The sequence below is a fragment of the Gynuella sunshinyii YC6258 genome (assembly GCF_000940805.1).
GTDB classification, from domain to species: domain Bacteria; phylum Pseudomonadota; class Gammaproteobacteria; order Pseudomonadales; family Natronospirillaceae; genus Gynuella; species Gynuella sunshinyii.
The window spans coordinates 2,977,743-2,997,903 of record NZ_CP007142.1 but is presented as its reverse complement, the minus strand read 5'-3'; the positions used below and the strand labels follow the sequence as shown (position 1 = coordinate 2,997,903).

General features: G+C 48.4%; 14 protein-coding genes. All 14 read right to left on the bottom strand.

Features of this window, described 5'->3' with window-relative positions; all coding sequences use genetic code 11:
- Positions 1 to 113 precede the first annotated feature (113 nt).
- The 14 genes from YC6258_RS27310 to trpB all read right to left on the bottom strand — a co-directional run bounded on the left by YC6258_RS27310 (position 114) and on the right by trpB (position 20,124).
- Positions 114 to 3,098, bottom strand: a complete 2,985-nt coding sequence (locus YC6258_RS27310; RefSeq protein WP_052830268.1) for a glycoside hydrolase family 9 protein — start codon at positions 3,096 to 3,098, stop codon at positions 114 to 116.
- Positions 3,099 to 3,425: 327 nt separating this feature from the next.
- Positions 3,426 to 5,483 carry a phytase gene (locus YC6258_RS13245; RefSeq protein WP_044617405.1) on the bottom strand — a complete coding sequence of 686 codons (2,058 nt, stop codon included), beginning with the start codon at positions 5,481 to 5,483 and terminating at the stop codon, positions 3,426 to 3,428.
- A gap of 188 nt (positions 5,484 to 5,671) precedes the next feature.
- The gene (locus tag YC6258_RS13240; protein WP_044620021.1) at positions 5,672 to 7,129 is read right to left on the bottom strand and encodes a glyceraldehyde-3-phosphate dehydrogenase; all 1,458 of its coding nucleotides are present in this window, start codon (positions 7,127 to 7,129) and stop codon (positions 5,672 to 5,674) included.
- 293 nt (positions 7,130 to 7,422) lie between these two features.
- Positions 7,423 to 9,435 (bottom strand): transglutaminase TgpA family protein, encoded by a 2,013-nt coding sequence (locus YC6258_RS13235; RefSeq protein ID WP_052830267.1) that lies wholly within the window; start codon positions 9,433 to 9,435, stop codon positions 7,423 to 7,425.
- On the bottom strand, positions 9,425 to 10,411 hold the full coding sequence (locus YC6258_RS13230) for a DUF58 domain-containing protein (protein ID WP_044617404.1): 987 nt from the start codon (positions 10,409 to 10,411) through the stop codon (positions 9,425 to 9,427). Before YC6258_RS13230 ends, YC6258_RS13235 begins: the two co-directional genes overlap by 11 nt.
- Before the next feature lie 5 nt (positions 10,412 to 10,416).
- Positions 10,417 to 11,343: an AAA family ATPase gene (locus YC6258_RS13225; protein WP_082070704.1), complete on the bottom strand. Its 927-nt coding sequence runs from the start codon at positions 11,341 to 11,343 to the stop codon at positions 10,417 to 10,419.
- 69 nt (positions 11,344 to 11,412) lie between these two features.
- Positions 11,413 to 13,008, bottom strand: coding sequence for a methyl-accepting chemotaxis protein (locus tag YC6258_RS27305; RefSeq protein ID WP_082070703.1), 1,596 nt, complete (start codon positions 13,006 to 13,008; stop codon positions 11,413 to 11,415).
- 118 nt (positions 13,009 to 13,126) lie between these two features.
- Complete coding sequence (purF, locus tag YC6258_RS13215; RefSeq protein WP_044617403.1) at positions 13,127 to 14,650, bottom strand: amidophosphoribosyltransferase; 1,524 nt, start codon at positions 14,648 to 14,650, stop codon at positions 13,127 to 13,129.
- 28 nt (positions 14,651 to 14,678) lie between these two features.
- Entirely contained in the window at positions 14,679 to 15,167 is a 489-nt protein-coding gene (locus YC6258_RS13210) for a CvpA family protein (RefSeq protein WP_044617402.1), read from the bottom strand.
- Between the two features lie 127 nt (positions 15,168 to 15,294).
- Positions 15,295 to 15,885 carry an SPOR domain-containing protein gene (locus tag YC6258_RS27300; RefSeq protein WP_144407640.1) on the bottom strand — a complete coding sequence of 197 codons (591 nt, stop codon included), beginning with the start codon at positions 15,883 to 15,885 and terminating at the stop codon, positions 15,295 to 15,297.
- Positions 15,886 to 15,923: 38 nt separating this feature from the next.
- Positions 15,924 to 17,180, bottom strand: coding sequence for a bifunctional tetrahydrofolate synthase/dihydrofolate synthase (gene folC / locus YC6258_RS13200; RefSeq protein WP_044617401.1), 1,257 nt, complete (start codon positions 17,178 to 17,180; stop codon positions 15,924 to 15,926).
- Entirely contained in the window at positions 17,180 to 18,040 is an 861-nt protein-coding gene (accD, locus tag YC6258_RS13195) for an acetyl-CoA carboxylase, carboxyltransferase subunit beta (RefSeq protein ID WP_044617400.1), read from the bottom strand. Before accD ends, folC begins: the two co-directional genes overlap by 1 nt.
- Positions 18,041 to 18,085: 45 nt before the next feature.
- Positions 18,086 to 18,895, bottom strand: coding sequence for a tryptophan synthase subunit alpha (gene trpA, locus YC6258_RS13190; protein WP_044617399.1), 810 nt, complete (start codon positions 18,893 to 18,895; stop codon positions 18,086 to 18,088).
- Between the two features lie 11 nt (positions 18,896 to 18,906).
- Positions 18,907 to 20,124 carry a tryptophan synthase subunit beta gene (gene trpB / locus YC6258_RS13185; RefSeq protein WP_044617398.1) on the bottom strand — a complete coding sequence of 406 codons (1,218 nt, stop codon included), beginning with the start codon at positions 20,122 to 20,124 and terminating at the stop codon, positions 18,907 to 18,909.
- Between the last annotated feature and the right edge of the window lie 37 nt (positions 20,125 to 20,161).

The window sequence follows — 20,161 nt, the reverse complement described above, 5'->3', positions numbered from 1 at the left end:
ACATGGAGGCGGAATAGCTCTCAGAACCGGGGCTGGGACAGATACGATTTTGAAGAATTAAGGCCGGGTCTGGGACCAACCCGGCCATCTGGATGTGTACTTGGAAAATCAGATCATTTTACTGTCCGGCGTCTGGACAGCACCAGCCCTCCCAATAACAGTACCATCCAATGTCCAAAACTACCGAATGATATCTGGGTGCTATCGGATTCAGAGTTGTTGTCACCATCACTGCCGGCCGAACCATTTGAATCGTTGCCGTTATCAGAGCCATTATCGGAACCGTTATCTGAACCAGAGTCACCGCCGTTATCAGAGCCATCGTCTGAACCGTTATCTGAACCAGAATCACCGCCGTTATCAGAGCCATTGTCTGAACCGTTATCTGAACCAGAGTCACCGCCGTTATCAGAGCCATTGTCTGAACCGTTATCTGAACCAGAGTCACCGCCGTTATCAGAGCCATTGTCTGAACCGTTATCGGAACCAGAATCACCGCCGTTATCAGAGCCATTGTCTGAACCGTTATCTGAACCAGAATCACCGCCGTTATCAGAACCATTGTCTGAACCGTTATCTGAACCAGAATCACCGCCGTTATCAGAACCATTGTCTGAACCGTTATCTGAACCAGAATCACCGCCGTTATCAGAGCCATTGTCTGAACCGTTATCTGAACCAGAATCACCGCCGTTATCAGAGCCATTGTCTGAACCGTTATCTGAACCAGAGTCACCGCCGTTATCAGAGCCATTGTCTGAACCGTTGTCTGAACCAGAATCACCGCCGTTATCGGAACCAGAACCGTTATCACTCCAGCTGCGAATATACTCCGCAACCTGAGTAGCGCAGTCGGCATCACATGAGCCAGGCGAGCTTGGTGGCATCTGATCGCGGATGTAGTCTGTCAGAGACTGCCCTTTATAGCTTGTCTTAGTCGCGTCAAAGCTGATAACACCATCGCCTTTGGTACCATGACAGCCGAGACAACCCTGCTCATATAGAGCCTGCCCAGGGAGTGCACCGGTGTTTGCAGCAGCCACGTTGATGATAGCGGTTTTAGTGGCTTCCCCACCCCGTCCATCACCTACGGTTAATGTCGCGGTATAACTTCCGGCAACGGTGTAGGTATGTTCGACCATCAATCCAAAAGCAACATTGCCATCACCGAAATCCCAGGTATAACTCAGGGTATCGCCGTCAATATCTGCAGAACCGGTGGCATCGAAAGCGACCAGCAGCGGAGCGTCACCCTCGACAGTACTGGTGGTCATCATGACCGTCGGCCCGGTGTTATCGCTGCTGCCTGCGGTAGCGTAGTCATCGTAAAACGCCATAATCCAGGCAAATGCACCATTCCAATTGATAGTGATCTCATTTACGGAATAGGCATAAATATGGTCGACGTAGCAGGTTTGCGGCTTGCTCTCACAACCACTTAAGGTTTTTTTGGCTTCATCATCATCCAAACCGGCATTGGCGCCACCAACCATGGCACCCGGCGGGGCCCAAGGATAGTTACTATCCAACGCTCCAGCCCAGAAACGGTGGTGAGGTTGTTTGGCGGCATTCTCACCATAACCGGTGATATAGGAGTGCGATAAGGCATTACGTCCAAACAGATAATCCACACCTTTGGCAAACGCGTCGATATATTTCTGGTCATCGGTATGGTCATAGGCGGTAGCCAACAGCATCAGTTTATTAGCCAGGCCGTTGTTGGATGCCCAATAGTAGCCATATTGATCAATAGGAATTTCATAGCCCTGACCATCGGCAATACTGATCATCTCATTTGCCAGGGTCACAATGGTATTTTGTGCCTGTCCAGCCAGACTGCTGGTATGCGAAGTCGGGACCGTTACCAGCGACATAAGTGCCGCTGCTTTAGTATCCGCCCAACCCCAATCACCACTGTACAAAGTGGTATCTATTTGCCCGGCATATTTGCTATCACCAGTGGTAATGTAGAGCTCAGCAGCGGCCCAGACGAATTCATCGGATACATCAGAATCACCATAACCACCACCACCATTGTTGTATCCATCCTGATAAATGACACTTGGATGTGCCATGGCGGCATCCCAGGCTTTTTTTGCTACCGTCAGACATCGGTTGGCAAAAGCACTGTCAATATCAGCCCATATCCTGGCACACTGCGCACCAACGGCGGCGACATTCAATGTGGCTGCGGTGGATGGCGGAACCAAATAACGCTGCTGAGGATCGTTATTGGGTGCCATGGGGAACCCTGTCCAGGCCTCGTCGTGCATTTTATGATGGACCATTCCAGCCAACTCCTGACCATCGGGTACCTGCATGGCCAGCAAAAATTCCACTTCCCAGCGAGCTTCGTCCAGTAGATCGGACACACCATTACCACTCTCAGGAATGTTCAACATGCCATCGCCGAAGGCGTTCAGATTGTTACCCTGATATTTGGCCCGCTCATAAGCGTTTAGTAATTTCCATGCGGAAATTCCACCATTGACAACATACTTGCCATGATCACCAGCATCATACCAACCTTTAGAAACATCCAGCGCGTAGTTACAGGTACCTGGCCAGCACTGAACATTGTTATCACCTTTATTCGGACTGACACCAATATGGCCGGCCGGGTGCGACCAAATACTGTTTGGCTGATAACTGCCCAGCCCACCGCCGGTAAAAGCTGTCTCTATCGCGATACCACTGCGATTGTGATAAAAGTAGCGCAACGCATCATACATCGGCGATGTGTATGCTGAAGCGTCAATCATGAATGGATAACTGACATCCGAGCCAATATGCAGCTCGTAGTTACCACCTTCAGTCGTAAATGATGAAAAGTCTATCTGATGTACGTATTCACCGGCGGTGGCGTCCTGACCAAAGGGAACGGTTTTACCGGATGTCACCAGGTTCCCGTCCTTCCACAATTCCCAGTCCAGGGCAGATGATGAGGTGTTGGCATAGGTGGCCACTTTAGCACCATTAGGCAGATAACCATTTTGATTAACATGGGGATTACCTGTACTGGCAGAAGCAGTTGTAGAAGTCAATGTCACTGCCATAAGGATAGACAAAGACAATGAATTATAAACAAAGCGTTTCATAAAAAAATTCTCACTCCCATTGATCAACCCGGCTATTTGGTGTTTTTTTACCGGTCATTTTCGAGATATTACTAAAGTGCGAAATGGAATATGCCGTAGCCTTCACATAAGTAAGCAAGACATCAAAATTTGTAGGTATTTATTCCAAGTCTGCAAGTGAGGTCACTTTGGAAGTGTGAAGTGGTTTTATCCGAAATAATCTTGAAGCATTTATGCCGGGCAACCGTTGGCGATCAGAGAACCGAAAAACAGTCTTTTGCCGGTTCCGGAATAAAATAAAGAAGAGAGAGCTGTGCAGAGTTCTACTCTACACAGCGTGAACAGAAATTATTTGAATAATGCCTCAGCAATAGCTTGCCAGCTAACCAGTTTAAAATTCTGATTTTCCAGCTCATAGCGTTTATTAATGTTATACCAATCCTGAGCCACCATAATGCCCTCTGGATATCCCGCTCCGAGATCAGCAGAAATAATATCGATACCATCCGTGTCGCTGGTACCGTCCACTCCTATCTCATCATTACCGGTTATGGCAAAGCTGCCGACATACCGGTTATTCTGAACCAGGTCATAAACTGCATAGGTGTTATTGCCCTGACTGGATGCCAGCAGATAGCGTTTCTCATCCTTGCTATAAATGGCCAGCCCCTCAATATCATCCACCAGAGTCCTGCCATCGACGCTGGCGACCAGAGTCGCCTGAGTACTACCGTCTTCATGAGCATTAAACGACCAGATTGCATGGTCTTCTTCACCAACATAGAGCGTTTGTGTCTGGTCATCGACCACACAGCCTTCCGGTTGAGAGTTCACTTTCATGGTTCGAACCAGGGTGCCACTGGCATCGCCTTCGTGTAGTTCAATACGCCATTGTTCAATCTGACCGTTCTTGCCATTCACGAAGACATAGGTACGACCATCTTTTGCCTGCCCCATACACAGTCCATAGACTTCATCCACCCGGGATACCAGTTCCGCCGCATCAGGATGAGTATTGTCACCCTTGACCGGGAGTTTTTGGATAGGAGCATCGGTGTCCTGTATGGTATACAGGGCAATGGTATTGAGTTCCCGGTTGGAAGCCGCTGCCAGGGAAACGCTGCCACCATCAGAGGTTTTGACCCGCAGACGAATATCAACGTTATTGGGCCGGCCTCCTTCCAGGTACTGTATTTCCTGACCGTTCAGGTCATAGGCCATTAATCCACCCTGCTTGTTGGTGGCGATAATCAGGCTGCGCTGTGGGTTTTGTTCATTCAACCAGATCGCTGGATCATCAGCAGCATCACCATCATCATCGACAGCTTGAGTTTCACCGCTAGCCGCAACCAACGATATTCCATCGATGCTCATATGCCGTAAATCCATTGCGGTATCGATCTGGACATCGCTGATCGGTGCCAGACGGGCATATGGTAATTTTTCATAGACCGGTTGGTCGGCTTCCGTGTTACCCAACCATAAACCATCCGTCGCGGCGGTTACCAGTTTGGCCTCTTCAAAGCCAGCTACATTGAAGCCCCCCAGAAACCGATGACTGCTCTGACGATCGTATAACAGAAACCCCTGCCCTTCATCAGCAACCACTAGAACACCTTTACCGTCAGGCTGGTACACCAGATCCATATTCTCAATTTCTTCGATATGCCCCAATGGCAGGGCAACATCAATCAGGCGCCGGTCTTTGACATTTTCCGCGTCAGCACCATATGACCAGATGCCAACATTCTGTTCAGCAACAAACAATGTGGCGGTTTCATCATCAACCACGCAGCTGCTGAGTTCCCCTCCAACCTGAGTCACACGAACCGGTACCGGCATCCCCTGATCGTCACGGACCCGACTGATGATATGCTGGCCGTCATAGTCCAGCTTGTACTGCACAATGCTGCCTTCTTCGGTGAAACCAGTCACCGTGAGGTCGCCAGTGGTCACATTTTTATAAAGACAAACCCCCTCCATGTTAATATTTGCGTTTATTTGTCCCAGAAACTGCAATGGCGCAGACGGGTCCGGTGTAACGTGATAAAACCCGAATGCCTGTTGCTCCGGTAGTCCGACCGCGACGATATCTATGGCTGGATATTGTGGTCTTGGTCTGAAGCCGTAACGGATATCCGCACCAACCACTTCAAACTGCTCATCACGCTGCACCAGGGAACCACTCTGATCAAAGACAGCAAGACCATCCCCTTCCAGAGATGCGATCAACAACCCATCAGCATGGCCATCTGCCGCCTGCCAATAAGCAGCATCGGCGATATCTTCAAAACTATGGGTGGATTTTAATACAGTGGACAAACTGTCGGCAGCCGATGTAAAGCTGACTGGAGCAGTTATCAGGCCTATGATTTGAATACACCGAACGAACAATGGAGCGTTCATACGTACCTCTTAGATATTGAGTAGCTAAACCTCTGAAATCTACAATCCAGGAATGTCATTTCCATGACAACTCAAGAGTCTTAGACAGCATTTCAATCGGCGAGATGACAGCACAGTATGGGTATCAGCGATGGGGAGTTTCTGAAAATAGTTGGTTTTCAGAAACTCCCCAGTTTTAACAGGAGAGTTTACGCGGGGAAGAAACGATATTCGATACCGGCCATTTTTTGCACCAGCCGCATCACCTGAGCGCTATATCCGGCTTCGTTGTCGTACCATACATAGAGGATGGCTTTATGTCCGGAAACGATGGTCGCTTTGGCGTCAACAATACCTGCACGACGATTACCCACAAAATCACTGGAGACCGCATCGGGTGAATTTACGAAATCGATTTGTTTATTCAGCTCTGAATACAGTGAACGCTCCCGCAACATTTCATTCAGAGAATCCCGGCTTACCGGCTTGAGCAGATCCAGATTCAAAATCGCAAGGGATACATTGGGAGTAGGTACCCGAATGGCATTTCCGGTCAGTTTGCCATTTAATTCGGGCAGTGCTTTCGCCACCGCTTTGGCAGCACCGGTTTCGGTGACAACCATATTCAGTGGCGCGCTGCGACCACGCCGGTCACCCTTATGAAAATTATCGATGAGGTTCTGATCGTTGGTATATGAATGAATGGTCTCCACATGGCCGTGCTGTATACCAAAAGTATCGTTAATGACTTTCAGAACCGGAGTAATTGCATTCGTGGTACACGATGCCGCCGAAACAATCCGATCACTCTCTTCAATCGTATTATGGTTGATACCATACACTATATTTTTCAGGTCGCCTTTTCCTGGTGCAGTCAGCAATACCTTGCCAACACCTTTACTTTGCAGATGTTGGCTGAGTCCTTTCTCATCGCGCCAGACACCGGTGTTATCGATAACCAGGGCGTTTTCGATACCATATTTGGTGTAGTCTACTTCAGCCGGACTGTTGGCATAGATGACCTGAATATAACTGCCGTTGGCAATGATGGCATTATTTTCTTCATCAATACTGATCGTACCTTCAAACGAACCATGTATGGAGTCTCTTCGCAACAGACTGGCGCGTTTCACCAGGTCGTTGGCAGCACCACTTTTGCGAACCACAATAGCCCGTAAGGCCAGTGGACTGCCGCCGCTTTTTTCAACCAGAATGCGTGCCAGAAACCGGCCAATACGGCCAAAACCATACAGCACAACATCTTTGCGCCGGGCAGTCTGATCGGAATTGTTTTGATGATACTGGTTTACCACCTCAGACAGTTGTGAGCGCAACCAGTCTGACAGAGGAGTCTCCTGATATTCACGGTAAGCAATTGCCAGTTTGCCGATATCGATATGGCAAGGACCAAGATTCAACGCATCCAACACTTTTAAAATGGCCAGCGTATCGGAAGGTTCCAGTTCATGACCTTCAGTCTGGCGCACGAAACGGTGGGATTTCACCAGATTGATAACCGACTGATTGATCACGCTGCGACCATAGATCGATGTGATCACATTATTATGACGATACAGCCGACCGATCAGGGGAATCATTTGTTCCAGCAGCGCTTCTTTTTCCTGCCATTCGGATAGTTGTTTCTGGGCGTTTATGATGCTCACCATTGACCTCTTTTTTCCATCTTGTTTGTCAAAGATGCGCATTATCCGGGCTATTTCAGAAAAACTGAAACGCATAAAAAAGAGCGCTTTCGTCCTGCTGCTTATGAAGTAACTCTGCTATGAAACTTTATTACTGAATTCAATGGAAGGTTAAAAATGGTTCTCAGAAAAACTCAATTTGGCGGCGCCTTATGTCTATCTGATGAAAGTTAATTACAAAGCACGGTCAAAATCACAACCTTTATTGAACCAATAGAAGTAGAGTTTTTATTAATTAACAACATTAGAACAGATGATCATTCCCGCCGAAAACGTTTCCACTTCGCCAGAGCCTGTCGGGCATGACGAAACTTTCGGCTCAATTCTGGGTCTGGCTCATGGGTGTACAGCTGCTGATTCAACGCCAGCAGGTAATCAAGAACAGGTTGTTTGCCTTTGAATGTTTGCTGATTCAATTCATCCTGAAGTTGTCCGGGCCCGGCCCCTCTGGATACAGAAATTCCACGATCCAGCAGCATCTCTGTCAGCTGGTGTAACTGCACATAATAAGGGTTGGTTTTTCTCCGGCCAGTGAACAGTCCGAGAGACCACCCCCAGACAGCACCAATAACCACCATCACCACCATACTGAATAACACGGTTTTATAAACGTTGATATCGCCCAGTATCAAGCTCAGCACCTTGGATTGATCTTCCATATCAAAATCCAGCACCCAGACCTGCCAGGCATATTGCATGGCATCCATCTGCTGGCGTAGCCGGTTGAGCCATTTAAACCGATTCTGAAAGTTGCCAGCCATTAGCTGACTATCATTGACGCTAATCGCCGAACGTAGATTCTGTTCTACCCGATTTGGAGCAACATAGGCAGTCGGATCCATTCGCACCCAGCCTTTGTCTTCGAGCCAGACTTCCACCCAGGCATGGGCATCGTACTGACGAACCGCTATGTATTTGGCGTCCGCATTCCATTCCCCGCCCTGATACCCGGCAACCATCCTGGCCGGAATACCAACAGCACGCATTAAAAAAGTATAGGCACTGGCAAAGTGAGCACAGAAACCCGCCTGACTTTCAAACAGAAAACGGTCAATGGTGTTTGTATCTCCCAACAATGGCGGCTGTAACGTGTAGTAAAACTGCTCTTGAAAAAACCAGCGGGCGATATTCAGCATGTAAGCTTCATCACTGCCAGCCAGGGCTCGTTGCCGACGGGCAAATTCGCGACTTTGTGGGTTCCCGTCTTCCGGCAACATCAAGGCCCGCGATCGTTCAACAGGGTTAAGATGTTTACCAATCACCGCATCCGGATACGCCTCAAATTCGAAACGGGTCGGCGCAACAATCGGAGTACGATTGACCCAGCGATAATCCTCAAACCCTACAGCTCCACCGCTGACATTGGTTGAGGGAGTCAAGGTAAATAGCCAGGGCTGATAGCTGGTCTGATAAATCACTGAATAGGACAGACTACGCGAACCATACTCTATATCCTGCGGCATGCTGTCGCGGGCACGAAAGCGGGTTCGGGTCCAGTCACCCTCTCGTCCCTGTCGCCAGGTTTTGCCATCAAAATAGTTCAGAACAATACCACGCCAGTAACGCTCAGAAGCTCTCGGTGGATCGCCCTGGAAAGTGGCCCGAAACGCCAGCTCATCACTGCGGGCCAGGTTGGCAATGTCTCCTGGGGTAATTTCGTCTGACACGCCGGTTTTGGCGGAATCGGGCATCGGTACACTCCACAATGCCGGCAGCCTCGGGAACAAAAGATAGACCACCAGCATTAACGGCAGACACAGTCCAAGCATATTCAACGACAACTTCAACTGCTCCCGCACCGGACGACTATGCGTCTGTTGCAGACTGATCAGAGTCGCCGTCAGCACCACCAGCAACATCAAACTGTAGAGCGTTATCAAAATACTTTGGGAGTACAGAAATTGTGTGCATACCAGAAAATAACCGGTATAGACCACCACCATTCCGTCACGTCGGCTACTGAGTTCGAGATTCTTCAGCAGATAAGCCAGCATCAACAATGAATTCACGGCTTCCAGAGAAATCGGCGGAACACCACTTAACGCAACCCCAATCACACCAATGGAAATAGCCAGGGTTTTTAACTGCCAGCCGGTTTTTTGCCAGTGTCCACGCACGATCCATAATCGCCAGCCGGCGGTTATTATCAACATGGGAAATAACCATGATGGCAAGTCATCGAGAAATGGCACCGCTACAGCAATCTGTGTCAATAACAGCAAGATTAAACTGGCGCGATGGATACTTTGCTGACCAGGTTTAACGTTCATGACTCAGTCCAAACGTTGCCAGTGCGGTCAGGCAACGAATCTTATGTTGCTCACTCAAAGAAGGGGCGATTTCAGTACCAGGAATGCGCAGTCCCCAGTGCTTCTGTTGTTCGAACATTTCCAACACTTTGGCACACAAGTGCGACAATTTTTGCTCAGTGCCGCTAAGAGTCAAATTGCTCCAGTCAAGCCATTGATCATGATGCTGATAATCAACGAACTCGCGACTGTGAAGTTTTCCAGTCCGGGCATAGGCAGGCCAATGAATACGCTTGATGGAATCTCCCTGTCGAAACTCCCTGATCAGGCTGAAATCCGACGAACCGTTTTTAATTTCCTGACCGTCTTCGGTCTCATCGCCTTCGTGATGGGCATTATCGAGTTGCAACGCCAGCCTTGGTTCGGGAAACACGACAGCGGTGACATCCGGATGCATATATCCCCAGCTTCTGGCCAGCCCGGTGGGAAAATGAGTCAAAATCTCCAGCCTGCCAGGACGCAGATAGCCTCTCGTGACGGTATCATGAGTTAACGTGATTCTGCGCTGTTCACCTTTTTCCAGAGTGATGGTCACTTGATCCTGGCCACGCCAACCAATTTGTATGGCCTGTCGGGCACGATTGCTGTGATTGAAAACATCAAATTCAAACCTTACCCGATCTCCGGCAAAACAGCTGCCGGCTCTGACCACCACCAACCTCAATCCGGACAGGTTGCGATAGGTAAACAACACATTGATGGCCAGTAACGCCAGCAACCAGAAGGTAATCATATACACCAGGTTGTTCTGGAAATTAATGGCCATTAACAACAGTGCCAAAATCAGAACAAACAACACCAAACCAGCCTTCGAAGGCAGTATGTAAATTCGCTTCTGATTCATTTGCAGCTGTTTTTCCGGACGGATGCGCTGAGACAGCCAGCGATTGAATCGTTGCCAGACTAATTGTTGGATGATGGTCAAAGGATTCAGCATTTGGCTTATTCCTTACTCAGGACTTCCACCTGTTCGAGCAGGTGCCTTGCCAATACCTCGTTTTGTTTTTCCGTCCTGCCCACAATGCGATGCGCGGCGACCGGAACAAATACCGCCTGAACATCCTCAGGCAGCACATGCGTTCTGCCATTCACCAGTGCCCAGGCCTGGGAAGCCCGCAAAAGTGCTATGGCACCACGAGGAGACAGACCCAGTTCACAGCTATCATCTTCACGGGTACGGGCCACCAATCGTTGCAGATAATTCAACAGAGTATCGGTGGCGGTAACCTTTGGCACCAGACTTTGAATATGCGTCAGGGTTTCAGTGTTCAGAACTTGTTTGACTGTTCGCAGCTTGTCGCGGGTGTTGCCTTTCAACAATTGCAGCTCATATGCCGGATCAGGATAGCCCAGGGAAAAACGTACCAGAAATCGATCCAATTGGGATTCCGGAAGGGAAAAAGTACCGGCCTGAGACAACGGGTTCTGGGTGGCGATGACAAAAAACGGCTCCGGCAACGGATAACTGGTGCCGTCAATACTGATTTGCCGCTCTTCCATCGCTTCAAGTAAAGCACTCTGGGATTTGGGGGTAGCACGATTAAGCTCATCAGCAAGCACTACCTGCGTAAACACCGGCCCCCGATGAAAACGGAACTGCCCCTTATCCGGTTCGAACACTGGTGCCCCGATGACATCCGCAGGGAGCAGATCGCTGGTAAACTGAATACGTTTATATTCAAGACCTAACACTCTGGCCAGAGTTTGTGCCAGAGTGGTTTTCCCCATGCCGGGTAAATCTTCCAATAGTATGTGCCCACGGGCGAAGATACTGGCCAACGCCAGCTTAACCTGCGGCTCCTTGCCCAATATAACGTCATTAATCGTGGCGAGTGACTGGCGAATAATCTGATTAAGCTTTTGACTCACTACACAGCATTCCTTAAGGATCAAAAGCTTTTAATATAGAACAGTCCAGACGATTAACCCACCCAAATATCAGGAATGCAGAACTGATTCATACTTGTAGCCCTGTGGCTGGAAAATTCCACAGGCAATATAAGCGTTGTTTTCCAGCGCTTTAATGTAGGTGAGCTTGGGCTCCACTCGGTCAGTATGAGGATTCATATAGCGGTATTGGTGCCACCCTTCACCTTTGGTACGGGCAATCTCAATCAATGGTGGAGCTAACAGTTTTCCATCAGCATCACAGGCATTTTTAAGGTTTTTGCCCACCAGCGGAGCCTCGCCTCCGTATGCCAGCATTAATCCGTCAAACTCCTGTGCCAGGATGAACAATTCTCCCTGGATAAACTCACCTTCGGGATTATTAAATTCGGCAAACGCTTTTTCACGACCATGGGTCTTTATATATTGATAAGCCTTTTGAACCATCGCTTTTGCATCGTCCGGTGTGACCAGGCGGAACCGCCCAATCATTTGTTTCATATCCCGGGCCATTCTTTCCATGCGTTCGATGGCAGCGCTGTTACTGTTGATATTTTTTGCTTCGTCGGTCATCAGATCCGTAACCCGGTGGATGTTGCCAGACAATGCATCTGTTGTACTGGTCTGCTCTTTCGAAGCATTTTCAATATGCTGGATTTCAGCCACCACAGACTCGACACTGGTCGCGATTTCTTCAAGCGCAATACCGGACTTTTTAATCTCCTCAGAACCAACATTTACCAAGGAAACGGTCTGTTCCATGCTCTTCACAGCCATCACAAGTTCATTGCGCATGGAAGTGACTGTTTCATTAATTTGTGCAACGGCCTCCGAAGTCTCAGCAGCTAGTTTCCGAACCTCATCTGACACAACGGCAAAACCGCGACCATGCTCTCCAGCTCTGGCAGCTTCTATCGCAGCATTCAGTGCCAACATGTTAGTTTGGTCAGCAATGCTTCTGATCATCTCGGTAATACTACCAATCTCATCTGAACGCTTATCAAGTTTTTGGGTAATGGTAGCGGATTCGGCAACCACGTCAGCCACCTGATCCATTGCTTTTTTGGCTGCTTCAGCAACCTGCTTACCATGTCCGGCCACTTCCCGGGCTTTCTGAGAACTATCCGAGGCCACAGAGCAGTTATGACTGATTTCCACAGCCGAGGAAGCCAGCTCTTCACTCGCTGTTGCAGAAGCATGAAGCTGTGATACTACCTCATCAATACTGGTTGACATTCGTTTTGACTGCTCGTCCAGTATTTTTGCTATACGGGCGGTAGCGACACTTTCTCGTCCAAACTTTGCCAGAACATCACGTATATTTGTTGATAGTTTGTTGTAGTGTTCGCCAAGCTCACCAGCCTGCTGAGCATCGTCATGATTCAGGATCCTGGTAAAATCCCCGGTAGACAACGATTCCAGATACTGTGCCACTTTATGATAAGAACCGTGAATAAATTTTCGGAACAACAGAAAAAAATAAACAAGCAGACACAACTGCACAGTAGATCCTAACAACTGAGCCATACGTAATGTTTGTATATTGGATTGAGTAGAGAAAATCAGAAATGAAAATATGACTTCGATGCCAATGACCAAAACCAGCATCAAGAGCATCAATACTTTTAGCGATAGAGGGCGTCCCATAGGTGTCCTGACTCAATGAAGATACGTTTATTTAGATATAGTCCAATAAACATTATCTTTCAACGAGCCGGGACAGCTATCCGCTAACAGACTGATCTAATACAGGTTATGCATTTGCTCAAGCGTTGTTATGGAGATCGATCATCGCACTTTTATCTTCCTTGTCTTTTGTCTCACGGGCGGAATCGTTACGACTGGCTTCCAATGCTGCCAAATATTGCTCATCAATATCACCAGTCACATATTTGCCGTTGAAAACTGAACAATCAAACTCTCTGGCACCGTCAACTTCATCACTGGGAGTTGCCGCTTTAATCAAATCTTCCAGGTCCTGATACACCAACCAGTCTGCACCGATTGCAGTTCCAACTTCCTGATCAGTCCGGTCATGAGCGATTAATTCATATTTGGCTGGCATGTCTATGCCATAAACGTTCGGGTAACGGATAGCAGGGGCCGCAGAGGCAAAATAGACTTTGTTGGCTCCTGATTCCCTGGCCATCTCGATAATCTGCTGACACGTGGTTCCACGCACAATGGAATCATCTACCAGTAATACATTCTTATCCTTGAATTCCAGACCAATAGGGTTCAGTTTCTGTTTAACTGATTTTTTCCGCATTGCCTGACCCGGCATAATAAAGGTACGGCCAATATAACGGTTTTTCACAAACCCTTCACGGAACTTGACTCCAAGATGATTGGCCAGTTCCAAAGCACTGGTACGACTGGATTCAGGAATTGGAATCACCACATCAATATCATGTTCGGGATGTTCCTGCATGATTTTGTTAGCAAGGTATTCCCCCATTCGTACCCGGGCACGATAAACTGAACTACCATCAATAAATGAATCTGGACGGGCAAAATACACATATTCAAAAATACAGGACGTCTGAGTTAATGACGGACCGCACTTTTTGGTAAACAACTCACCCTGAGCGTTGATATACACAACTTCACCAGGCTGGACATCGCGAATTATGGTAAATCCGAGCGCATCCAGGGCAACACTTTCAGAGGCAATCATATATTCAGTTCGTCCTCTGGAGTCTGTGCGCTGACCATATACCAGCGGGCGAATACCATATGGATCACGAATGCCAAGCATGCCATAACCGGAAATCATCGCAACAACGGCATATGCCCCTCGACACCGTTTAAACAGACTTTCCACTGCCGCAAAAATATCCACCTCGGTCGGTTGCAGCTTACCCTGTAGCTGTAACTCATGAGCAAATACATTGAGCAGTACCTCTGAATCGGAGGTAGTATTGACATGGCGTAAGTCGGCTTTGAACAGATCTCTGACCAATTGCTGCTGGTTAGTCAGATTACCATTGTGGGCCAGGACAATACCGTATGGAGAATTGACATAAAATGGCTGGGACTCCGCAGAACTTGCGCTACCGGCAGTAGGATAACGTACATGTCCAATACCGGTATTACCTTTCAACCGGGTCATATGGCGGGTATGAAATACATCCCTGACCAGACCGTTGCTCTTGCGCAGGAAGAATTTGCCATCCTGTTCAGTCACAATACCAGCGGCATCCTGACCACGGTGTTGTAAAACTGTTAACGCGTCATACAGAGACTGGTTAACAGGAGAATAAGCGTGTATACCCGCAATGCCACACATGAAAATTTCTCTCTAAGTTTGAATCGGATTATTGACCAATATTGATCAGCGCTTCGGAAGCTTTGTGAACATATTCGCCGGTCCAGCGAATCACTGGTTCAAAATAACCTACCAGTACAGAATCAGGCCACAATTGCTCAAGTGCAAACAGTTTCATGACAGCCAGAATGGCCACAACAATGATAACGCCTCTCAAAACACCAAATACCATACCCAGTAGCCGATCCGTGCCAGTCAACCCTGTCATGCGAATCACTTCTGATAACAAATGATTAATCATGGCACCAACCACCAGTGTTGCTGCAAACAATATGGCAAACGCTGCCGCAATGCGCCAGTTTGGAGAGCTAATAAGGTCGGACATGAGATACGCCAACTTGCCGGAAAATATCCTTGCGACGACCAGCGCCAGGATCCAGGTAGTTAGAGACAAGGCTTCTTTGACAAATCCACGCTTAAGGCTGATGAGCGCGGAAACGATAATTACAACAACAATGATCCAGTCTATAGCGGTCATGCAGGTTCCCATGGCCTGATAAAAAAGCGAGCGAATTCTATCAGACGGTTGATATTTTTAAACTCGTTTATGACATATCAGTCATATCCTGTTGAGCTGACCTGACAGAGACATACAGTAGAAAAGTTCAATTGGGTCTATAGCGGACGACCAGAGGAGGGCCACTCAGCCCTAGTTCAGAGGCAGATTTGGTCAACTGATCTTTAAGTATGGATATTTTTTGCTGGCTGGACTCAGGCCCGACGAAAACCTGCGTCAGAGTGCTGCCATCAGATAACACGCTTTCTTTGTTATAGGCACGATAGCCCTGTTGGCGGAGCTTATCCCTCAAAGCTGCAGCATTACGAGTACTTCTGAAACTGGCGATCTGTAACGACCAGGCTTTCAACTGGCCCTGGGCGTCATAATCCTGGGGTTCGGTAGCGGCAGGTGTTGCTGTAACAGCAGTGGCGGGCTTATCCTTGGGTGAAGAAGTTTCCGACGCTGCCGGCCTGGATTCAGGAGATTGGGCAGCGATGGGGACATCACTTTTTCTGGCTTCAACCGGTAGCTCTACCGTCAGTTCTGATGTATCCGGTTTCTTCACCATCGGTGGCACTTCTATATTATCCACCTCGGGAATCCGGCCTTCACCATCCAACAACGCAGGCACAATCAAAACTGCAAAAAATGCCAGCACAACGGCACCCACTACTCTTCGCTTTACCGTATCTTCCACTTCACTACCTTAACCGTGTTGGGCTGATGTTATCTGGATCAGACGTTCTGCATGGCTTGTGATACTGTGTAAAAAGAACCGCAAACGACTATATCCTCCGGGCCCGGCATCACCATACCATTTAGAGCAGATACGACGTCAGGAGCCATTTTCATCACAGCCCGTATATTGTCGGGAACAAATTCTGCCAGTTTGAGAGCGCTTTGACCACGGGGAACATTAAGATCAATACACACCAGACTGACAGGCTCAGCTGCCGCCAGAATCTCAAGCGTGCGACGACAATCCTTGTCGGCGAGCATACCGACAATAATTACCGGATGCAGGATCCCCTCGGCCCGCAAGCGCTGCACCAGCATCGTCGCTGCCTGGGGATTATGTGCCACATCAAGAATTAACCGATGTTGCTGATATTGCAGAGCCTGGAAACGCCCGGACAACCTGGCCCGGCGCATACCCTGCGCGATACTGTCTACCGAGATGTTCAAGCCACTCAGATATAGCGCCTGAATAACTGTCGCAGCATTTTCCAGCGGTAATTGAGGTAACGGCAGATGTTCCAGAACAAGGTCATCTCCGGCGGCGTTTTTTCCTCGCCAACACCACTCGTCCGATTCCGGGGAATATTCGAATTTAAAGTCTCTGGCTTTCAAATGAAAACGGCAATCTAGTGCGACAGCACGCTCTACGACACCTTCAACATCGTACTGCTGGCCACAGACAGCTAACCCATTTGTTCTGAAAATTCCTGCTTTCTCGCGACCAATCTGAACCAGATCGCTGCCCAACCAATCCTGATGATCCAAAGCAATAGAAGTCACCAGTGCTACATCAGGATCAATAATGTTAACGGCATCCAGTCGACCTCCAAGCCCAACCTCCAGAATCCAGACATCCAGGTCAGCCTGCTGAAATATCAGCATTGCAGCCAGAGTGGTGTATTCGAAATAACTCAAGGAAATACCATCACGACTCTGCTCTATCTGCTCAAATGCTCTGACCAGTCGCAAATCATCTACTTCCTGGCCATTTAACAGAACACGCTCATTAAAACGCAGAATGTGGGGAGAGCTGTACCGTCCGGTACGATAACCCTGAATGGTTAGAATAGTGTCGAGAAATGCACAACTCGACCCTTTACCATTAGTGCCGGCTACAGTAAATACAGTGGCTTTACCTTTATCAATATTCAGCAGCTCAGCTACGCGACCGACTCGTTCAAGACCGAGATCAATTTCCTGATGATGTAGGCTTTCCAGATAGGAAAGCCAGTTTGAGAGAGTTTTCAGCGACACTAGGCAACGTTCTGATGATCAAGCTTTTTGAGAATAGCGGAAATTCGTGGGCGCATATCCTTACGTGCCAGAATCATATCGATCGCACCATGTTCCAATAGAAATTCACTGCGCTGGAATCCCTCAGGTAACTTCTGACGAACGGTCTGCTCGATGACACGAGGTCCGGCAAAACCGATCAAAGCATTGGGTTCAGCAATATTGATATCACCCAACAACGCCAGACTTGCAGAAACGCCACCAAAGCAAGGGTCGAGCATGACTGAGATATAAGGAACACCGGCCTCTCTCATACGTTGCAGCACGGCGCTGGTTTTAGCCATTTGCATCAGTGACAGCAACGCTTCCTGCATCCGGGCACCACCTGAAGTCGCAAAACAGATCAGTGGGATCTTTTGTTCCAGGCAAATATGTGCAGCACGGGTGAATCGTTCTCCAACCACAGCTCCCATGGAACCACCCAAAAATGCAAATTCAAATGCCACAGCCACTACCGGTTTACCTTCAAGCTGTCCTTTCATGGCAATTAATGCGTCTTTTTCTCCGGTCGATTTCTGAGCCGAAGACAACCGATCCTTGTATTTTTTGGTATCTTTGAATTTAAGACGGTCTACGGGCTCTACTTCACCACCGATTTCTTCACGATTGTCTTCATCTAAAAACAAGTCCAGACGACGACGCGCCGAAATACGGTGATGGTGATCACATTTCGGACAGACATCCAGATTTTTTTCCAGCTCCGGACGATAGAGAGGTGACCCACACTTAGGACACTTTCGCCACAGTCCCTCAGGAATCTGACTGGTTTTACTTTCTGACCGCATGATTGAAGGCACAAGTTTGTCCAACCAGCTACTCATAATCCTTCCTTATAATCGTTGTTAATTCTGATGAAATGTCCGAGATCAACGTTGGTCCATTGCGGTACGCATCTGACCAATAATCCCGGCTACCTGCGTTACGATTTCGCGGGTTTCGCTGTTTTGCAGCTCACCCACCTTGTTCACAAGCACCGACCCGACAACCGCACCGTCCGCTACTCTCGCAACGGCTTGTGCAGACTCAGGATCTTTAATGCCAAAGCCTACGGCTACTGGCAAGTCTGTAAGGGCTTTAATCGCGGCTACTTTTTCTGCCACGTCAGCGACATCGAGCCTGTTGGACCCAGTGACTCCTTTTAAAGACACATAGTAAACGTAACCACTGCAATAACTGAGTATTCTGGCAGCACGCTCTTTTGAAGTTGTGGGTGTTAACAGGAACACAGGGTCAATCTGATGATCAGACAATATAGGCAACAGCACATCACACTCTTCAGGTGGCAAATCCACAGTAATCAGACCATCAACACCTGCCTGCTGTGCCTGAAAAGCAAAGTTTTCGTAGCCCATAAACTCTATGGGATTCATGTACCCCATTAACACAACCGGAGTATTGGTATTGGTATCTCTGAACTCACGAACAATGCTCAATACATCTTTGAGGCCGGTACCATGACTCAAAGAACGTTCATTGGCCAATTGGATTGCCGGACCATCGGCCATCGGATCTGAAAAGGGAATACCCAACTCCAGAATATCTGCACCCTGCTCTACCAGCCCGTGCATCAGAGGCAAGGTTACCTCAGGGCGGGGATCCCCACAGGTGATAAAAGGAATCAATGCCTGCCTGCCCTGCTCCTGCAAACGGCCAAAAGTACTTTCTATGCGCTTCATGTTGATTCCTCTCAAATTTCCAGGCCGTCTATCGCCGCGACGGTGTGCACATCTTTATCTCCACGGCCAGACAGATTTACGATAATACGCTTACCTTTACCCATTTTACGGGCCAGTTTCTTGGCATATGCCACAGCATGAGATGATTCCAGAGCTGGCATAATACCTTCAACCAGAGTCAGCTCCCGAAACGCCGCCAACGCTTCCTGATCCGTAGCATCGACATAGGTCACCCGACCAATATCTTTCAACCAGGAATGCTCAGGCCCGACTCCTGGATAATCAAGTCCGGCAGAAACAGAATGAGTACCCATGATCTGACCATTTTCATCGGCCATCAAATAGGTCTTGTTGCCATGCAAAACACCGGGACGTCCAACACTTAGAGGAGCAGCATGCTGCCCGCTTTCTATTCCCAACCCACCAGCTTCGACACCATAAATATCAACTTCTTCATCATTCAGAAATTCATGAAACAGCCCGATTGCATTAGAACCACCACCTACACATGCAACCAGGGCATCAGGCAATGCTCCTGTTTGTTCCAGAATCTGGCGTTTTGCCTCCCGACCAATGACGGCCTGAAAGTCACGAACCAACTGAGGATAAGGATGCGGCCCTGCGACCGTTCCGATGATGTAAAAGGTGTCGTCAACATTGGTAACCCAGTCACGCATTGCCTCATTCATGGCATCCTTAAGCGTACGCGTCCCAGACTTTACCGAAACCACTTCAGCACCCAGCAGCTTCATCCGATACACATTCAGCTTCTGCCGCTCAATATCCTCAGCGCCCATGTACACGACGCATTTCAACCCCAATCGCGCAGCTACAGTAGCACTGGCAACACCATGCTGACCGGCACCGGTCTCAGCAATCACTCTGGGCTTACCGGTATATTTGGCCAGCAACGCCTGACCAATGGTGTTATTTACTTTGTGGGCACCAGTATGATTTAAATCTTCGCGCTTAAGATAAATGTCTGCGCCGCCCCAGGTTTCGCTCAACCGACGGGCAAAATAAAGAGGTGATGGTCGTCCAACGTAATGAGCCAGATCCCGGTCAAACTCTTCACGGAATTCAGCTGTCTCTTTCAGAGTGTTATAAGTTTTTTCCAGTTGCTCCAGAGCGAACATCAATGTTTCAGAAGCATAACGACCACCATAAATACCGAAGTGACCATGGTCATCTGGCATGCTTTTAAGGTCATTAGGTTTTTTATCAGACATAATATTCTCCAAATTCAGCCACACCTGAAAAAATTTT